This window comes from Arthrobacter sp. AZCC_0090, assembly GCF_014207375.1.
Classification (GTDB): domain Bacteria; phylum Actinomycetota; class Actinomycetes; order Actinomycetales; family Micrococcaceae; genus Arthrobacter.
Window position 1 is genome coordinate 25,597 of the sequence record NZ_JACHEE010000007.1, and the last position, 17,797, is coordinate 43,393.

The 17,797-nt window shown below is 65.7% G+C and carries 16 protein-coding genes and 1 riboswitch; of the genes, 8 read left to right on the forward strand and 8 right to left on the reverse strand.

What is annotated here, in order from left to right:
• Positions 1 to 41: 41 nt before the first annotated feature.
• The 5 genes from HNP00_RS12390 to HNP00_RS12410 all read left to right on the forward strand — a co-directional run bounded on the left by HNP00_RS12390 (position 42) and on the right by HNP00_RS12410 (position 3,462).
• Positions 42 to 707, forward strand: a complete 666-nt coding sequence (locus HNP00_RS12390; RefSeq protein ID WP_184739490.1) for a HutD family protein — start codon at positions 42 to 44, stop codon at positions 705 to 707.
• 215 nt (positions 708 to 922) lie between these two features.
• Positions 923 to 988, forward strand: a riboswitch (guanidine-III (ykkC-III) riboswitch).
• 9 nt (positions 989 to 997) lie between these two features.
• Entirely contained in the window at positions 998 to 1,312 is a 315-nt protein-coding gene (locus tag HNP00_RS12395; protein WP_184739492.1) for a multidrug efflux SMR transporter, read from the forward strand.
• A 2-nt stretch (positions 1,313 to 1,314) separates the two neighbouring features.
• Positions 1,315 to 1,677, forward strand: coding sequence for a multidrug efflux SMR transporter (locus HNP00_RS12400; protein WP_184739494.1), 363 nt, complete (start codon positions 1,315 to 1,317; stop codon positions 1,675 to 1,677).
• Between the two features lie 78 nt (positions 1,678 to 1,755).
• Positions 1,756 to 2,775: an aldo/keto reductase gene (locus HNP00_RS12405; protein WP_184739496.1), complete on the forward strand. Its 1,020-nt coding sequence runs from the start codon at positions 1,756 to 1,758 to the stop codon at positions 2,773 to 2,775.
• Between the two features lie 36 nt (positions 2,776 to 2,811).
• Positions 2,812 to 3,462, forward strand: coding sequence for an MBL fold metallo-hydrolase (locus HNP00_RS12410; RefSeq protein WP_184739498.1), 651 nt, complete (start codon positions 2,812 to 2,814; stop codon positions 3,460 to 3,462).
• 243 nt (positions 3,463 to 3,705) lie between these two features.
• Here HNP00_RS12410 and HNP00_RS12415 read toward each other — a convergent pair whose 3' ends face one another.
• Positions 3,706 to 5,439 carry a DEAD/DEAH box helicase gene (locus HNP00_RS12415; RefSeq protein WP_184739501.1) on the reverse strand — a complete coding sequence of 578 codons (1,734 nt, stop codon included), beginning with the start codon at positions 5,437 to 5,439 and terminating at the stop codon, positions 3,706 to 3,708.
• A gap of 384 nt (positions 5,440 to 5,823) precedes the next feature.
• Here HNP00_RS12415 and HNP00_RS12420 point away from each other — a divergent pair, with 384 nt between their 5' ends.
• Positions 5,824 to 6,498 (forward strand): cyclopropane-fatty-acyl-phospholipid synthase family protein, encoded by a 675-nt coding sequence (locus tag HNP00_RS12420; RefSeq protein WP_184739502.1) that lies wholly within the window; start codon positions 5,824 to 5,826, stop codon positions 6,496 to 6,498.
• On the opposite strand, the gene HNP00_RS12425 is transcribed toward HNP00_RS12420, so the two are convergent.
• Both HNP00_RS12425 and HNP00_RS12430 read right to left on the reverse strand, forming a co-directional pair.
• A complete protein-coding gene (locus HNP00_RS12425) occupies positions 6,495 to 7,949 on the reverse strand; it encodes an MFS transporter (protein ID WP_184739504.1) in 1,455 nt (484 codons plus the stop codon). The genes HNP00_RS12420 and HNP00_RS12425 overlap by 4 nt on opposite strands.
• 92 nt (positions 7,950 to 8,041) lie before the next feature.
• On the reverse strand, positions 8,042 to 9,097 hold the full coding sequence (locus tag HNP00_RS12430; protein ID WP_184739506.1) for an Lrp/AsnC family transcriptional regulator: 1,056 nt from the start codon (positions 9,095 to 9,097) through the stop codon (positions 8,042 to 8,044).
• Between the two features lie 143 nt (positions 9,098 to 9,240).
• On the opposite strand from HNP00_RS12430, the gene HNP00_RS12435 reads away from it, so the two are divergent.
• Together HNP00_RS12435 and HNP00_RS12440 are read left to right on the forward strand one after the other, a co-directional pair.
• Positions 9,241 to 10,461 carry a M20 family metallopeptidase gene (locus HNP00_RS12435; protein WP_184739508.1) on the forward strand — a complete coding sequence of 407 codons (1,221 nt, stop codon included), beginning with the start codon at positions 9,241 to 9,243 and terminating at the stop codon, positions 10,459 to 10,461.
• Between the two features lie 31 nt (positions 10,462 to 10,492).
• Positions 10,493 to 11,785, forward strand: coding sequence for an MFS transporter (locus HNP00_RS12440; protein ID WP_184739510.1), 1,293 nt, complete (start codon positions 10,493 to 10,495; stop codon positions 11,783 to 11,785).
• 80 nt (positions 11,786 to 11,865) lie between these two features.
• Here HNP00_RS12440 and HNP00_RS12445 read toward each other — a convergent pair whose 3' ends face one another.
• From HNP00_RS12445 to HNP00_RS12465, 5 genes are read right to left on the reverse strand one after another with little or no spacing between them, the layout of a single operon-like run.
• Positions 11,866 to 13,335, reverse strand: a complete 1,470-nt coding sequence (locus HNP00_RS12445; protein ID WP_184739512.1) for a carboxyl transferase domain-containing protein — start codon at positions 13,333 to 13,335, stop codon at positions 11,866 to 11,868.
• Positions 13,332 to 14,561 (reverse strand): CaiB/BaiF CoA-transferase family protein, encoded by a 1,230-nt coding sequence (locus HNP00_RS12450; protein WP_184739514.1) that lies wholly within the window; start codon positions 14,559 to 14,561, stop codon positions 13,332 to 13,334. The genes HNP00_RS12445 and HNP00_RS12450 overlap by 4 nt, the downstream gene beginning before the upstream one ends.
• Positions 14,558 to 16,030, reverse strand: a complete 1,473-nt coding sequence (locus tag HNP00_RS12455; RefSeq protein WP_260404948.1) for a sodium:solute symporter — start codon at positions 16,028 to 16,030, stop codon at positions 14,558 to 14,560. The genes HNP00_RS12450 and HNP00_RS12455 overlap by 4 nt, the downstream gene beginning before the upstream one ends.
• Positions 16,030 to 16,332 carry a hypothetical protein gene (locus HNP00_RS12460; protein ID WP_184739515.1) on the reverse strand — a complete coding sequence of 101 codons (303 nt, stop codon included), beginning with the start codon at positions 16,330 to 16,332 and terminating at the stop codon, positions 16,030 to 16,032. Before HNP00_RS12460 ends, HNP00_RS12455 begins: the two co-directional genes overlap by 1 nt.
• The gene (locus HNP00_RS12465; RefSeq protein WP_184739517.1) at positions 16,329 to 17,759 is read right to left on the reverse strand and encodes an amidase family protein; all 1,431 of its coding nucleotides are present in this window, start codon (positions 17,757 to 17,759) and stop codon (positions 16,329 to 16,331) included. Before HNP00_RS12465 ends, HNP00_RS12460 begins: the two co-directional genes overlap by 4 nt.
• Between the last annotated feature and the right edge of the window lie 38 nt (positions 17,760 to 17,797).

Sequence of the window (17,797 nt, forward strand, 5' to 3'; positions counted from 1 at the left end):
GTTGCCCAGGCTAACGGCGGGCTCGGGCTAGGCTGAAGCATATGGAGATCATCCGTTTTGCCGAGCTCAGACCTGAACCGTGGCGCAACGGCGGCGGGGTGACCCGCGAACTGGCCAGCCATCCGAAAGCGGCATCCGCCCAGGACGGAGCGTGGGATTGGCGCGTGAGTATCGCCGACGTCGGATCGGCCGGCGATTTCTCGACGTTCCCGGGCATGGAGCGGGTGATCACGGTGATCGACGGCGAGTTGCTGCTGCTCACGGTGGACGGCGAAGAGCACCCGCTGGAAAAGTACCGGCCGTTCCGGTTCTCGGGCGAGGCGGACTCTTCCAGTGCACTTCCTACGGGCGACATCCGGGACCTCAACGTGATCGCCCGGGCCGGCGAATTCAAGGGCTACACGTCCATCATCGAGCTCTCCAAGAAGCGCGCACACCCGGTGTTCGACGGGCAGATGGCCGTTCTGTTGGAGGGCAAGGCTTCTGTCACGCCTGGTGCTTCGGTCGCACCCGGCGCGGAGCCTGCGGACACGGTTGTGCCTGCGGACAGCTCGGACGGTGAAGCCGCCGCGGTGCCGACCGTCGAGCCAGTCGAACTCAACCGCTACGACGCGGTAGTAGGTTCGGACACCCGCAGCCCGGAAATCCTGGGCCGTGGATTCCTGGCCGTCATCTCCATCGACCGCGTGGAGCATGCGCACTCCTAGGTCTGAGCACTGGACATAATGCCAACATGCGCATTCGCTGAGCCCACCACTGGACATGTCCCTCATGGTGTCCGCAATATGTCCACTCGCCGAGCCACACGTTGGACATGTCCCCTGATTGAGCCCATGACCGCGCATGTCCCTCGGGTGAGGCTCGCCTCGGGTGAGGCTCGCCACCAAAGCTGGCCACCCGACGTCGGGCTTGCTAGCCTCGAAGGAAGGCCCGCACAGGGACCTCCGGACGACGGTTCAGTACCCGGCACGCGACAAGACTGGCCAAAGGATCTGTCATGTCGTGGTTAATCCTCATCCTGTCGGGTGCGCTCGAGGCCGTCTGGGCCGCAGCACTCCACCGATCCAACGGCTTCCGCAAACCTCTGCCCTCCGCCGTCTTCGTCGTATCAGTGATTGCGAGCACCGCAGGCCTGGCCTTCGCGATGCAATCCATCCCGACCGGAACCGCGTATGCGGTGTGGGTGGGAGTCGGCGTCGTTCTCACAGCGGCTTACGCAATGATCACCAAAGTCGAACGCCCGACGGCGGCCCGGCTGCTGCTGCTCTCCGGGATCGGTGTGTGCGTGGTCGACTTGAAGGTAGTGGCGTAGCGATGGCCGCCAAGTTTGCATGGGCCATTTTGCTGGCTTCCGCCGTACTCGAAGCGGTGTGGGCGACGGCCCTCGGCCTGTCCGACGGATTCAGCCAAGCCGTCCCCACCGTGGTCTTCGCCGTGACGGCGACCCTCAGCATGATCGGCCTCGGCATCGCGGTGAAGCGCATTCCCCTCGGCACGGCCTACGCCGCCTGGGTGGGGATCGGGGCTGCGCTGACTGTCGGCTGGGCGATGGCAACCGGCGTCGAACCGGCCAGCCCGCTCAAGTTGCTGTTCATTGCCGGGATCGTGGGTTGCGCGGCCGGGCTGAAGGCCCTTCGCACTGAAGCGGTGGAAGTATCCGAGCCGGCCCGGCCATAAGCACGCGGCAAGCGGAATACTCCCCCGCCCCGCGGAGTTGCCAGCAATGAGACGAACACTCGGCGAAGGAGAACCACCATGACCCCGGAAACCATGAACGTGCAACTCGGCGATGGCCTGACCGTGAGCCCCCTCGGCTTCGGCGGGATGGCGCTGACTCCCGTGTATGGCGAGGTGGACCCCGCCGAATCCCTCAAGACGCTGCACCACGCCGTGGATGCCGGCATCAGCTTCGTTGACACCGCTGACATTTACGGCGCCGGCGACAACGAGGAACTGATCGCGAATCTCCTGAAGGACCGGCGCGACGAGATCCAGTTGGCCACTAAGTTCGGAATCGTGGGCAACCCGCGCGACGGCTATACCGATGTCCGCGGAGACGCCGCCTACGTGGCCGAAGCGGCGGAAGCGAGCCTCCGCCGCCTCGGCACCGACGTCATCGACCTCTACTACATGCACCGCCGTGACCTCCGCGTTCCGATTGTGGAAACCGTGGAGGCCATGGCGGAACTTGTCCGGGCAGGCAAGGTCCGGCACCTGGGCCTGTCAGAAGTGACAGCCGAGGAGCTGAGGGAAGCCAACGCCGTGCACCCGATCGCCGCCGTGCAGAGCGAGTGGTCCATCTGGAGCCGGGACGTTGAGCGCAACGTCGTCCCGACCGCGGCAGAGCTAGGTGTGGGCTTCGTACCGTATTCGCCGCTTGGCCGGGGGTTCCTGACCGGGACCGTTAGCGCCGAGCAACTCGGAGACAACGACTTCCGGCACCGCATCCCCCGATTTGCCGACGGAGCCCTCGACGCGAACCAAGCGGTTGTTGCCGCGGTTCGCTCCGTGGCCGCGGAGCTGTCCGAAAGCACCGGCCGGCATGCAACTCCCGCCCAGGTGGCTTTGGCCTGGCTTTTCGCCCAGGGCCGCCGCCTCCCGCTCAGCGTGGTCCCCATCCCCGGCACGCGCAAGGCGCACCGGATCGATGAAAACCTGGGCGCGTTGTCGCTTGAGTTGAGTGCCGCCCAACTGGACGCGCTCGACGGCGCCGCGGACGCCGTCGTCGGCTCACGGTCCGCGGATCCCACCTGGGTTTCGCAAGGCCGAGAGTAGTCGGTAAGCCGTAGGCGGCTTCCGTAGAGTGGACGAATGGACTCACTCATTCATTCACTGCGTGACATCACCATCCGGAGAATCTCGGTCAGCGAGATGGACAACAACGTGTACTTGCTCACTGCCAAGGCAAGCGGCGCGCAGCTCCTGATCGATGCCGCGGACGACCTTCCGGCCATCCAACAGATGATCGAAGACTCGGCCGCGGACACCAGCGCCACGCCGAAGCTGGCCCTGATCGCCACGACGCACCAGCACTGGGATCACGTCCGCGCGCTCCCCGGGTTGGTGGAAGCGACGGGCGCGAAGACTTCGGCCGGAGTGGACGACGCCGACGCGCTGCCCGTGCCCGTGGACGTGCAGCTGCGCCATGGAGATGTGGGAAACTTCGACGGTTTCGACATCACCGCGGTGCATTTGCGCGGCCACACTCCGGGTTCGATTGCCTACGTGTACCTGGACCCCGAAGGTCCCGCGCACATTTTCAGTGGCGACTCGTTGTTCCCCGGAGGCGTTGGTAACACCCAAGGCGATGCTTCGCGATTCACGTCGCTGTTGAACGACGTGACCGAACGGCTGTTCGAGGCTTACCCGGACGACACCGTGGTGCATCCCGGCCATGGAGATCCGACGACACTCGGTGCAGAACGGCCACACCTTGCAGAATGGCGCGAGCGCGGCTGGTAGACCCCATCTGGACATGCCCATTCTTTGAGCCCACGAGTGGACATATCAGGAATATGTCCACTCCTTGCTACCCACGCTGAGCATGTCCTGCTGGGTACCTCGCGAGCGGACAATGCGCATGCCCATTCTTTGAACCTAGGAATGGACATATCAGGAACACGTCCACTCCTTGCTGCCCACGCTGAGCATGTCCAGTCCTTGTCACCAAGGCTGGGCATGTCCCCCGGAGCGCCGGGAATGAAATTAGCGGCCGCGGCGCTCGTTCGACGCCGGAGCCGAGGCACGGCGCGGGCCGCTGCGCGCCGGACGGCCAGAACCCGAGTTGCCTGAACCGGAGCCGTACGAGCCACCGGAGTTGCCACCCGTGTTCGAGGACCAGACAGCCTTGTTGCCAGTGCTGCGCGTGGACGTGGCGGATTCCGTGCGCGGAGCCGACGCCGAGCGGTTACCTCCAGAGGCACGCTGACCGGTCGCCGGACGACCGCTGCGACTACTCTGCGCACCCTGACCACGTGCACCCGGAACGTCATTGCGGTGAGTGGAGGCGGCGTTGCCGCGACCACGCGAGCTGCGCGCGACGTCGTCGTTCGCAGCAGCGCGGCGCTCTGCACGGTTGATGTCGGTGCGCACCGGCTCGGCCGAAACCTTGCCACGCCCACCGCGACCACCACGGCCACCCGCGGTGGGTGCAGCCTGGGTGGTGCGGCGGTTGCGCTTGCGCTGGGCGTTGGCACCGGTGGAGGTACCGCCGCCCGGCTGCTGGGTCTTCGCCGCGAGCAATGCCGCACGGGTGCGCGGGTCAACCTTGTCGGCGACCTCGCCCACTAGCTCGGCAACCAACGGGGAGTTGGCCGTGACGCGCTCGAACGAGACGTCGACGCCGGCGGCCTTCATGAGCTTCTTGACGTCGGACTGCTGCTCGGGCAGCGTCAACGTGACCACGGTGCCGTCCGAACCTGCGCGGGCAGTACGGCCGGAGCGGTGCAGGTAAGCCTTGTGCTCTGTGGGCGGGTCCACGTGGATGACGAGTTCGACGTCGTCGACGTGCACGCCGCGAGCGGCGACGTCGGTGGCCACCAGGACCCGGACCTCGCCACTTGAGAACTCGGCGAGGTTGCGATCGCGGGCGTTCTGCGACAGGTTGCCGTGGAGATCGACGGCGGGGATGCCGCAATCGGTCAGCGTCTTGGCGAGCTTGCGGGCGTGGTGCTTGGTCCGCATGAAGAGGACACGACGGCCGGCGCCGGAGGCCAGCTCCACGATCAGTTGCTTCTTGACGGTCTGGTCGTTGACCACCAGGACGTGGTGCTCCATGGTGGTGACCGCGGCCTGGGGGTCGTCCACGGAGTGGGTCAGCGGGTTGGACAGGTAACGGTTGACCAGCTTGTCAACACCGTTGTCCAGCGTCGCGGAGAAGAGCAGGCGCTGTCCCTGGGTGGGGGTCATGTCCATGAGCTTCTTGACCACGGGGAGGAAGCCGAGATCGGCCATGTGGTCGGCCTCGTCCAGCACGGTGATCTCGACGGCTTCGAGCGTCAGGATGCGCTGGCGGATGAGGTCCTCAAGGCGGCCCGGGCAGGCGATGACAATGTCGACGCCGGCGCGCAGCGCCTTTTCCTGGCGGGCCTGGGAGATACCGCCGTAGATGACCGTAGTGTTCAGGCCCATGGCCTTGGCCAGCGGCTCGATGGTGGCGTTGATCTGGGTGGCCAGCTCGCGGGTCGGTGCGAGGACCAGGCCCATCGGGCGGCCGGGCTTGCGGAAGTGCTTGGCTTCGCGCTCGGCGAGACGTGCCACGAGCGGGATAGCGAAAGCGATGGTCTTACCGGAGCCGGTGCGGCCACGGCCCAGGACGTCGCGGCCTGCGAGCGTATCCGGAAGGGTCTTGACCTGAATGGGGAAAGCTTCTTCGATGCCATCTGCAGCGAGGGACTCGGCGATGGCCTTGGGCGTGCCAAGGGCAGCAAAAGTAGTCATGTGTTTCAGGGGTCTTTCTGGCGGTGTCCAACGGACATCGTCCCCCGACGCCGGTTGGGCCAAGGGTTCGCCGAGGAAAAAGTCAGTGATCGACCGGTAGGCAATAAGCCGTGGCCGGGACCAGAGAAAACGCGTTCATCGACGCAGGATGTGCCTCTCACATGAAAAAAGCCCACTAGCCAAATTTGGAACTAAGCGGGCATCACTGCACATCAAGTAAATCCATTCTAGCATCCGCGAACAGCCCGCCTTTCCACGGGGGCCTTTTTACCCAAGTAGCTCGCAGTAGGTGTCGTTTTGGGGGCTGAAAACGACAACAACTGCGAGTCAGTTGGGTGGGGACGGCCGTTGCCTCACAGGGGCACGTCAAGGCAGGCTTGAGCCATGACGCACCAGCACGACGGCGGAGCCCACCTTCACAACGAAACCCACCACGACGGCGACGCAGCGCAGTTTTGGGACGAGGTGTACCGGGAAAAGGCGAAGAGGTGGAGCGGAAATCCCAATCCGCAGCTCATCGCGGAAGCCACAGGTTTGGTGCCCGGCACCGCCCTCGACCTGGGCTGCGGGGAGGGCGCGGACGCTATCTGGCTCGCCCAGCATGGCTGGACGGTGACCGCCGTGGATGTCTCCGCCGTCGCGCTTGAACGGGCGGCAGCCCATGCCGCCGACGTCGGGATACAGGACGGGATCGCTTGGCTGCGACGGGACTTCGCCTCGTGGCACCCGGAAGAGGGCTTCGACCTGGTGTCCTCCCAGTTCCTTCATTCGCCGATTCTTCCGTGGCGCGATTCCCTCGCCTCGGCCGCAGCAGCCGTGGCCCCCGGCGGGGCTTTGCTGGTGGTGGGGCATCATCCGGATGGCCTGACTCCGTGGAGCGGGCACAAGGACATGAAGGACAAGTTCTTCACCCCTGAGGACCTGGTGGAGGCGCTCACGCGCGGCCCCGGCTCGTGGCGGATCAACGTCGCCGATTCCCGGGAACGCGTCGTGACCGGTCCGGAGGGCCAACAGGCCACCACCATCGACAGCGTGCTCCGGGCCACCCGAAGGTCTTAGGCCCGCACGTCGTCCGCTTCGTCGGCGCGGCGCGCCTCGGCGGCCCCTGCACTTTCAGCACCCAAAGGCCGCCCGCCGGCAACGCGCGGCGCAATGATGAGCCCGACGACGGCGATCCCCGCCGTCAGTGCGAAGACCCCGGCGAAAGTGGACGCCGTCGTCGTGAGCGCGCTGAAGACGAGTCCCGTCACGGCGAGCGAGAGGGCGCCTCCCAGGGAATCGGCGATGGACATCGCCGAACTGTTGAAGCCCTGGTCCTCTGGCTTGGAGAGAGCCAGGGTCATGACGCTCAGGCGCGGGTACATCAGGCCCATGCCGGCGCCCGCGAAGAGCCAACCGGCAATCGCCACGCCGGCGGGCCAGGCGAACACTGTAGTCACGAGGACAACGGCGATCGCACCGAGCACCAACACCGAACCGATCCGGACCGCCAGGGCATTGCCAAGCCGGGAACCCAGCCGCCCTTGGACGCCGGAGGCCCCCGCCCAGGCGAGCGCCGATCCGGTCAAGGCGAGCCCGGCGAACGCTGGCGTGAAGGAGTATCGATCCGTGAGAAGGTACGGCACGTAGACCTCGGCGCCGAAGAAGGCCGCGGAGGCGAATCCGCGCATCAGGATGACGCTCGGCAGTCCGCGGCCCGCTCGGAGCGTCCCGCGAGGGACCAACGGCCGCACCGACAGCATCGCGATGGCGAGGGCGACGACGGCGATCACCCAACCCACGGCAGGCACCTGTCCGGACAGGTTCAGGCCGAGGACCGCAAGGGCCGCGAGCGCAGCCCATCCCATGCGGCCGAACGACCAGGGAACGTCTTTGGCTTCGGACTTTGGAGTGTGTGTGGCGGCTCCGTCGGAGCCTTCCGCCGATCGCATGCCCCGCATGGCGGGCAGGATCATCGCCAACGCCGGAACCACCAGGCCCACGACGCCAAGGAAAACCCAGTGCCAGCTGCTCAACTGGGCAACGACGCCGGCGGCGAAAGGACCGATCATCGATGGAATGACCCAGGCCGCCGAGAACGCTGCAAAGACCTGGGCGTGCAGCCTGGCGGGGTAGACCCTGGCAATCACCACGTAGAGTGCGATTGTCATGGCCCCGCCGCCGAGGCCTTGGACGAGCCGGCCAGCCACGAGCATCGGCATGGAAACCGCGATACCAGCGATGAGCAGTCCTGCTGCGAACAGGGCCACGGAAGCGTACAACGGGGCAGCCGGACCGCGCCGGTCCGCCCAGTTCCCTGCTGCTACCATCCCGATCACGCCCGTGGCGAGAGGCCCGGCGAAGGCCAACGCGTAGAGCCCGGCGCCATTCAGTTCACGGCTTACCAGCGGCATGATGGTGGTCACCGCCATCGATTCGAAGGCGGCAAGGAACACCAGGGCGCATGAACCTACCGTGGCCAAAAGGTAGGGGCGTTGGAGTATGCCCGCTGATGCGTCGTCGCTTGTCATCATCCCAGCCTAGAAGCCCAAACGAGTTTGGGGCCACGAACCCAACGCACGACGCACCTGACTCACTGCCGGGCAGACCCACCAATGGTGAGTCACGCCGTCGTCGTCCATTCCATTGCGGGGAGCAACTCACCTGCGGCGGTGGGTACGACGGCGCCGGTCGCAGTCGAGTCTGGGTTCAGCATCCAGCCGACCCGCTTGGCCGTGCTCAGCATCACGACGCTTTCTACGAGTTCAATCCTGGGAATGCGCTGCTGGATGGCGAGTTCCATCTCCATGACCTCGGCCAGCGAACGCAGCCACATGATGATCACAAAGTTAGTGCTCCCCGTGGTGGAGGCCGTGAACCTGACGTTCCTGACGGCCCGTAGCTCCGCAGCCGCGGCCTCGTGCTGGCCTGCTGGAACGTTCGCGAACCACTGGCACGTGATGGGATACCCGGAGAATTGCTGGGCGATTTCGCAGCGGAAGGACAGCATCCGGCTCGCGAGCACACGGCCCAACTGCCGCTGGACCGTGGCGGGGTGACGCCCCAGGGCGCGTGCGATCTCCGCGGCGGATGCCCTTCCATCACGGGCGAGGAAGGGAAGGAGGGCCATGTGGCTCTCCGGCAGCGGGGTGACCATTGCGTACGGGTCAGACGGATTGGCGGCTTCCGGCCCGGCAAGGGCACGCAGCGCCTGCTGCTCCGCCCGGCTCAGCAGGTTGAGCCGCCACGCATAGCCACTCGTATGGATCCGCGTGCAGAGCGAGGTCCGGTACTTGGTGAGCCCCCGGATTTCCTTGAGCTGGGGCAAGAGGCGGGTGCTGAACGCGCCCAGGTCTTGGGTGATCACAGTCAGCATGAGGTCCCGGTTGCTGGCGGCTTCCTCAACCGTGATGACTTCCGGAATCGCCGCGAGCGCGGCTGTGACCTCGGGCCGGCGGTGCATCTCGCAGTCCACGTCGATCAGTGCCAAGCAAGCATTCTTCGGATCGCCCATGAGGTGCGCGGTGGTCCAGGCAGCTCCGGACTCGCGCAAGCGGTCCCATCTGGAGGCCAACGTGGTGGCATGGACGTCCAGGACGGCGGCGGCGTCGGACCAACTGATCCGCGGCGAGATCTGGAGGGCATTGATCAACCGGAGGTCCTCTTCGCTGAGCTCCATGAGCGATCGCCTCCTTAGCAGTGCATGAATCCTGTTAATTCTGGCATGCGCCTGAATTTTTTCAGGGGTTTTGAAGATTGTGAGGCCAATCACTCCACAATAGCTATAGCTACCTACCAAACGTTCAGGAAACAGGAGAACACATGTCGATCGCCGCAGACGCCAAAGAGATGCAGGGAGAAATCGCGCGGTTCCGCCACGAACTCCACCAGGAGCCGGAAATCGGCCTGGACCTCCCTCGCACTCAGGAAAAGGTGCTCAAGGCGCTCGACGGACTCCCGTACGAAATCACCCTTGGTGAGAGCACGACGTCGGTCACTGCTGTGTTGCGCGGCGGCGCCCCGCACGCTTCAGCGCAGAAGCCAACGGTGCTGCTCCGCGCCGATATGGACGGCCTTCCCGTCCAGGAGCGCACCGGCGTCGAGTTCTCGTCGAAGATCGATGGCGCCATGCACGCCTGCGGCCACGACCTCCACACCTCCATGCTCGCCGGAGCCGCCACCCTGCTGGCCGAACGGCGCCATCAGTTGGCCGGCGACGTCGTCCTGATGTTCCAGCCGGGCGAGGAAGGCTTCGACGGGGCCGGCCACATGATCCGCGAAGGCATCCTGGACGCTGCAGGCCGCCGCGTTGACGCCGCCTACGGCATGCACGTGTTCTCCTCCCTGGAACCGTACGGCCAGTTCTGCACCAAGCCGGGTGTGATGATGAGTGCCTCGGACGGGCTCTTCGTCACCGTGCTGGGTGCTGGCGGGCACGGTTCAGCGCCCCACGCGGCCAAGGACCCAGTCACGGCCGCTGCCGAAATGGTGACCGCGCTGCAGACCATGATCACGCGGCAATTTAACATGTTCGATCCGGTAGTCCTCACCGTTGGCGTGCTGCAGGCCGGTACCAAACGGAATGTCATTCCCGAATCCGCCCGCTTCGAAGCCACCATCCGCACCTTCTCGGAAGCCTCCCGCGACCGGATGATGACCGCGATTCCGCAACTCCTCAAGGGCATCGCCGCAGGCCATGGCTTGGAAGTGGATGTCGACTACCGCGGCGAATACCCCATGACTGTCACCGACGAGGACGAGACACACACTGCCGAGAACGTCATCTCGGGCATGTTCGGCGATTCCCGGCTCTCGCGCTGGGCCACGCCGATGAGCGGCTCGGAAGATTTTTCCCGGGTCCTGGCCGAAGTGCCTGGAACCTTCGTAGGCCTCAGCGCCGTGCCCCAGGGTGTAGACCACACCACCTCACCGTTCAACCACTCCCCCTACGCCACCTTCGACGACGGCGTCCTGTCCGACGGTGCGGCGCTCTACGCAGAGCTCGCGGTCTCCCGCATCGCCACCCTCGCCGCCAGCAACTAACAACCACCACCCCAGCCACTTGGAGCAAGACATGACCGCCACCGTAGGCGCTTCAGCCACAGTTCAGGTTCACAAGTCCCACCTGCGGACCCTCATCGGCACCGGCATCGGCAACGCCGTCGAATGGTACGACTGGGCAATCTACGCCACGTTCTCGCCCTTCATCGCCAGCGCCCTCTTCAGCAGTGCCGACCCCACGTCGGCGGTCCTCTCCACGCTGGCGATCTTCGCCGTCGGATTCGTGGCCCGCCCGTTCGGTGGCTTCGTCTTTGGTTGGATCGGCGACAGGATCGGCCGCAAGACGTCCATGACAATCGCGGTCGGCCTGGCCGCCTTCGGCAGCCTGCTGATCGGCATTGCTCCCACGTTCCAGGCTGTCGGGACGCTGGCCTCCGTCATGCTCCTGGTGGCCCGCCTCATCCAAGGCCTCGCCCACGGTGGCGAGCTGCCGTCGTCGCAAACATACCTGTCCGAAATGGCTCCCAAGGAAAAGCGCGGTTTCTGGTCCACGCTCATCTACACCTCCGGAACCGCCGGCATCCTTGCCGGAACCTTGCTGGGCGCCATCCTGACCGGGGTGCTGAGCAAGGCTGACATGAACTCCTGGGGCTGGCGCGTCCCGTTCCTGGTGGGCGGCGCCCTGGGCATCTACGCCTTGGTCATGCGGGCCAAGATGAAGGAGACCGAGGCGTTCGAAGCCGAAGCGCCGAAGGAAAAGCGCGAGCCGATGTGGCCGCAGATCGTCAAATACCGCAAGCAAGCCCTGCAGGTGATCGGGCTGACCGTCGGCCTTACCGTTGTCTACTACATCTGGGGCGTCGTGGCGCCGAGCTACGCGGCAACCACCCTCAAGATGGACCGCGGAGAAGCCCTGTGGGCCGGAGTCATCGGCAACGTCGCATTCATCGCCTCACTCCCGTTCTGGGGCAAGCTGTCCGACCGCATCGGCCGCAAGCCCGTGTTGATCGTGAGCTCTGCCGGTGCCGCCCTGCTGCACTTCCCCATGACGTGGCTCCTGAAGGACTCCCCTTGGCAGCTGGCCGTTTCGATGTCTGTGATGTTGTTCTTCATTGCCGGCAGCGCCTCGATTGTCCCGGCCGTGTACGCCGAGCTCTTCCCGACCAAGATCCGCACCGTGGGCGTCGGCGTCCCGTACTCCATCTGCGTTGCTGCATTTGGCGGGACGGCCCCGTACCTGCAGACCTGGCTCGGCAGCATCGGCCAAGCCAACCTGTTCAACGTGTACGCCGTGATCCTGCTGGCCATCGGAATCGCGTTCGCCTTCATGATCCCTGAAACCAAGGGCAAGGACCTGACCCACTAACTCCAACGTCCGGACCCAACTAACTCGCAGTTAACGTCGTTTACAGGCCTGAAAACGACAACAACTGCGAGTCAGTTGGGTTAAAGCTGCGCGGCGATCTGTCGGGAGGCGGCTTCCGCGAGGCGCTTCGCGAAACCCTCCCCCTCGCCCACTACCTCGTCCACGGCACCGTCTTCGAGGAGTGTGCGTGCTCCGATCCGTTGCCGTTCGCTCAACGCGGCCGCCCGGGACGTGTCCCCATGCACGATCATGCTGGCACCCTCCGGCGGCAGCGGCGCAAGCCAGGCGTGCTCGGCCGCCACCGTGCGGCGGGCAGCCGCGATGGCAAGCGCCCCGCCACCGGTCCCCTCACCGAGGAGCACGGCAACGCTTGGCACGGTGAGTTCAAGCATCCCCGCAATGCAATCCGCGATCCCACCCGCGATTGCTGATTCCTCTGCACGGACTGAAAGCTCGGCGCCCGGAGTATCCACCACCGTCACGAGCGGCAGCCCCAGCTCCTCGGCGAGGCGCATGCCCCGGCGAGCCTGGGCCAACCCGGCAGTATCGAGGACACTCCCCGCCCGCTGGGCGGCACGGTCCTGGCCAACGACGACGACGGGCCGGCCTTCCAGCTCAGCCAGCACGACGGCGGTGCTCGCGGAAGTTGCCCCGCGGCCCGTGCCGTGCAAACGCACGAGGCGGCCGAACCCGCCGTCGAGCAATTCGCTCAGGCCGGGACGCCCGGCGTCGCGAGTCCGCAAGACCGAATCCCAAGCGGAAGCGTCGCCGCTGGACGCGGCTTGACCCGGTAATCTCCCGGCGTCCTCCCACGATCCACGGGCGGCGAGAATCGCCAGCACCTCAGCGGCAATGTTCCTGAATCCCTGCACATCCACGACGGCGTCGACCGTTCCATGGGCGAGGAGGTGCTCACTCCGCTGGACCCCCTCGGGAAACTCCTGCCCGGTGAGTCCGGCGTAGACCTTGGGACCCAGGAAGCCAACCAGCCCACCCGGCTCCGCCACCGTGACATGCCCCAACGATCCCCAGGAGGCGAAGACGCCGCCCGTGGTCGGGTGCCGGAGGTAGGCCAAGTAAGGCAGTCCGAGCCTCTTGAAGGCCGTGAGCGCCTCCGTGATCCGCACCATCTGCAAGAAGGCGAGGGTGCCTTCTTGCATGCGGGTTCCCCCTGACGCGGGAGCGGCAACGAGGGGCAGCCGACGACGGCCGGCCTCGTCGATTGCCGCGATGATCCGCTCTGCGGCGGCCCGGCCGATCGAGCCGCCAAGGAAGGCGAACTCGCTGGCCAGGACCGCCACGGGCTGTCCATCCAGCGTTCCCTCGCCCGTAAGTACGGACTCGTCGGTACCGCTGCGCTCCCGGGCCCGGGCCAGGTCCGCGAGGTATGCGGCGTCTGCCCCCGGCGGAGCCGAGACCGGACGGTCCCAACTGCGGAAACTTCCGGCGTCGAGAAGCTGGTTGAGCAGCTCTGCCCCGCTAAGGCGGCGCTGCCGCGTTCCAATGGAGCCGGACTCCGAGGGACGGGCGGCCTCAGTCACCGCCGTCATGACGATCCCGAGCCGAGCAACGCGGCATCATCAAGCCATGCCCGCACGGCGTCGTCGTGCTCTCCGAGCCTCGGCGGGGCAGAGTGACGCAACCTGGTGGTCTCGGTGCCGTCCGGCTGGAAGAAACGCAGCGGCGATCCCGGGACCTCGATACGTCCAAGTGTGGGGTGCTGAAGTTCGAGCGCGAGGTGCTGGCTGCGGGTTTGTTCCCAGGCGAAGACTTCATCCAGGGAACGGACCCGGCCTCCCGGCACCCCGGCCGCTTCGAGCCGCGCGAGCAGCTCCTCGGCGTCGGACACTGAGAACGCGGCTTCGATCGTTTCGATCAGCTCGGCCTTGTGGGCCACCCGGGACTGGTTGTCCTGCCAGCGCCCGTCCTCGGTGCTGAGGCCGAACTCCGCCGCGAAACGGCGCCACAGGCCTTCGGATCCCACCGCAATCTGCACCGCGCCGCCGGCACAGCGGAACAGTCCGTATGGGGCGATCGAGGGATGGTGGTTGCCTTGGGCCTGCGGCACTTCGCCACCCACGGTCCAGCGTGTGCCCTGGAAAGCGAGCACGCTGACGATCGAGGACAGCAGGGACGTGCGCACCACTTGGCCGCGGCCCGTCCGCTCGCGTTCCAAGAGGGCGGCCAGCACACCGTAGGCGCCGTGGATTCCTGCCAGAACATCGCCGATCGGCACGCCGACCCGCTGCGGGTCTTCCGGTCCTGAGCCGGTCAGGGACATCAGCCCGGCTTCGCCCTGGGCAATCTGGTCGTATCCGGCACGGTGCCCCTCGGGTCCGTCGTGGCCGAATCCACTGATGGCGAGGACCACCAGTCTCGGATTCAACTCCTCGAGGCTCGCAGGATCAAAGCCGAGCCGGTCCAGCGTTCCCGGGCGGAAGTTCTCCACGAGCACATCGGCCCGGCGCAGCAGTTCCCGCAGGGCGGCTTTGCCTTCCGCTGCTTTGAGGTCCAGCCGAATGGACTCCTTGTTCCGGTTGCACGAAAGGAAGTACGTGGACTCCCGGCCCTCGGGAGTGTCGACGAAGGGCGGTCCCCAACCGCGGGTATCGTCCCCGCCGTCGGGATTCTCGACTTTGATGACGCGGGCGCCGAGGTCGCCGAGCATCATGCCGGCGTGGGGACCGGCAAGGGCACGGGAGAGGTCGACGACGAGCTTGCCGGCGAGCGGACCTTCGTGCTCCTGCTTGTGGTTGGGGAATGCCTGCTGCGTCATGCTTCGATACCCACGGCGGTGTGTACCGGCTGCTGCTCGGGCGAGGATTGCCCGACGCCGGCTGCTCCCCCGGCGACCGCCTGCGGATTGCGACGACGGCGGATAAGCTCCGCGACGGCCAGTACCGCAAGGTTTGGGGCGAGGGCGATGAGGCCCGAATCGATGCCGCCCGTGGGGATGTTGCCGAAGGTAATGACGGCTACCGTGAGCGTGCCGACAATAATCCCCAGATTGACCGGCACGGCACCGATGCGGACTTTGCGTCCGATCGCGATGGCGACGGCGGGAGCGAGCTGCGTGAGGCCGCCGTACGTGAGCAGCAGGAGCGCGCCGATGTCCGATTTCGCGAGACCGAAAGCCAGTGCCAGTCCGACGGCGATAGCGACCACCACGTGGTTGATCCGGAAGCGCAGCTTGGGGTTCTTTACGGACAGCAGGTTGTTCGAGACAAGCGAGGAGATGCCCATGGCAATTGCACCTGCCGGGACCATGGCGGCCGCGGCCCCACCGATCGCGATCACAGCGATCAGCGGCTCTGGCAGGGTGTGCTGGGCGATGCCCAAGAGGACAAAGTTTCCCTTGGTCTTGGGGTCGAGGACCAAAGTAGCCGCGATTCCGGCAGTGATCGGAATGAGCAGCAGGAACTGGTAGACGGCAAGCCATTTGACGTTGTCCCGAAGCACAGCGCCGCTCTTCGCAGCGAGGACCGGCGGCCACAAATGCGGGAAGGTGTTGAGGCCGGCGCCGATGCTGGTCACGATCACCGAGGTCACCCAGAAGGTGGCGTCGAAGCCCGGACGGCTGATGGTGAGGTAGCTCGGAGCGGTGTCCATGACCTTCGCGAAAATGTCCGGGATACCGCCGATGCCTGCCACCACACCTGCCAGTACGATCACTAGGGCGGCGAGCATGGCGAAGTCCTTGAAGACCGCCACCTTGGCGAGTCCGCGGATACCCGCCCAGATGACGAAGACGACCACCAGCACGCTCGCCACGGCCATGCTGTAGCCACGGGCCGATTCGCTGCCGGTCGCGAGCTGGACGATCAAGCCGAGTCCGGTGATCTGCAGTTGCAGGTACGGGATGAGGAAGACGGCGCCCACCACGGCCACGGTCTTGCCTAGGGCCTTGCTATTGAAACGGTCCTGGAAAAAATCCGCCATGGTCAGGTAACCCCTGTTCGCGCCGAGCTGGCGCTGGCGGGGAACAACGAAGTACTGGACGATGCAGTTGATGGTCAGATAGGCAACGGCGAAGAGCGCGGCAACGCCGCCACCGAAGGCGATTCCGGCGAGGCCCAGGAAGCTGAAGGTGGTGAGGGACTCCCCTGCTTGGAGGAACCAGCTGGTCCAGCGGGGCAAATCCCGCTTGCCGACTGTCCAGGTGGAGAGTTCGGTCTGGCGTCGGCGGCCCGCGACGCCGAGTGCGCCGATTCCGACAATTCCGATGATGATGGCGACTGTAAGCATCAGTGGGCCTCTGTCTCGTTCGTGGTGGTGGCTCCGCTAGTTGTCGCAGCGCATGCCAAGGCGCTTTGCTCGGCTTCAAGACGATCGAGTTCGGCACCGCCTTCGCGGAGGTAAGTGTGCTCGATAATCTGCAAGGCAACGATCGTGGCGACGATCATGAGCGCCATCCAGACGATCGCCGAGGGGAGGCCCAGCCATAGGGTGGGTGTGGAAACGAAGGGCAGGAATGGAGTGATGACCATGCCGACGATGGGGATGGAGGCAATGGTCAACCTCTTGGGGGATGCCAGGGTAGTGCTCATAGAACTGCAGCTCCTTGGGGGCGAACGGATGAGCAAGAGGAGATCTTCTCGAAGGCGGAGGCCAGGCGGAGGAGGCGGGCGTCGCTGCCGCGTGCCCCCACCATCTGGAGGCCTACGGGAAGTCCGGCTGGGGTGAATCCGGCCGGAACCGACAGGGCGGGAAGGCCAAGCGGGGTGAACAGGTACGGGGCACGCATCCAGTCGAGATAGGTCTGGAGCTGTTGCCCCTCGATCTCGGTGGGGTATTCGAGATCGACGTCGAACGGGACAACCTGGGACGCGGGGGCGATCACCAGGTCGTAACGCCCAAAGAACTCAGCCGCCTTGCGGATCAAGCGGGTCATGCCTTCCTCGGCGCGGACTACGTCGCGGCCACTCAGCAGGCTGCCTTCGCGGATGTTGCCAGCCAGGAAGTGGTTGAAGGCATCAGGTTCCGCGGCAAGCTGCTCGCCCCACATCGAGTCGAAAGCGGCGGCGCGCAGCACGCGGAACACTCGCTCGGAACCGTCGAGGTCCGGGCAATCCAGTTCGACGTGAGCACCGAGTGCTGCGAGGGCCGCGGCCTGTGGCTCAATGACGTCGAGAACCTCGCGGTCCACCGGGATCCGTCCGCCGAGGGTCGGTGCGAAGGCAATGCGAAGACCGGCGAAATCCGCTGGAGACGGCTCGGTGGCGGGGCTTCCCGCCTCAGGCAGGAACACGGAGTGGGGATCATCAGACGAAGCTCCGGTCATGGCCGAAAACAACAGCGCAGCGTCGGCGGCAGTACGGCCCATGGGTCCTGCCACGCCCAGCGGGAAGAAGACATTGTTGCCGTCCGTGTTGGGGACCATGCCGGGCGTTGGGCGAAGGCCGACCACATTGCAGAACGACGCCGGGTTGCGGAGGGAACCGCCCATGTCGCTGCCGTCGGCGATCGGCTGGAAACCTGCGGCGAGGGCGGCCGCCGCGCCACCGCTGCTACCGCCGGCGGATTTGCCCGGGTCATAGGGGTTGCGCGTTGCGCCGAACACGCGGTTGAAGGTGTGCGATCCCGCTGCGAACTCGGGGACGTTGGTCTTGCCCACACGGATGGCGCCAGCATCGAGGATGCGCTGGACGTGCAGATCGTTTTCCGCAGGAACGTAGTCCCGGAATTGAGGGTGGCCGAAGGTGGTGCGCATCCCCGCGGTATTCGCGGTGTCCTTGAAGCTGATGGGCAGGCCGTGGAGTGGCCCCACCGGCTCCCCGGCCACAATCTTTCGATCGGCTTCCGCTGCGGCCGCCCTGGCACCCTCCTCGTCGAGGGTCACTACGGCGTTGATCAACGGGTTGAGCTTGTCGATCTGTTCGAGGTGCGCCTCGAGGACCTCCGCGGCGGACACCTCCCGGGAGCGCAGGAGCCCGGCGAGCTCCACTGCTCCACGGTAAATCAAATCGTTTGTCATGATTCATCTAGCCTTCATCTAGTTTCCTTTTGAGTCAC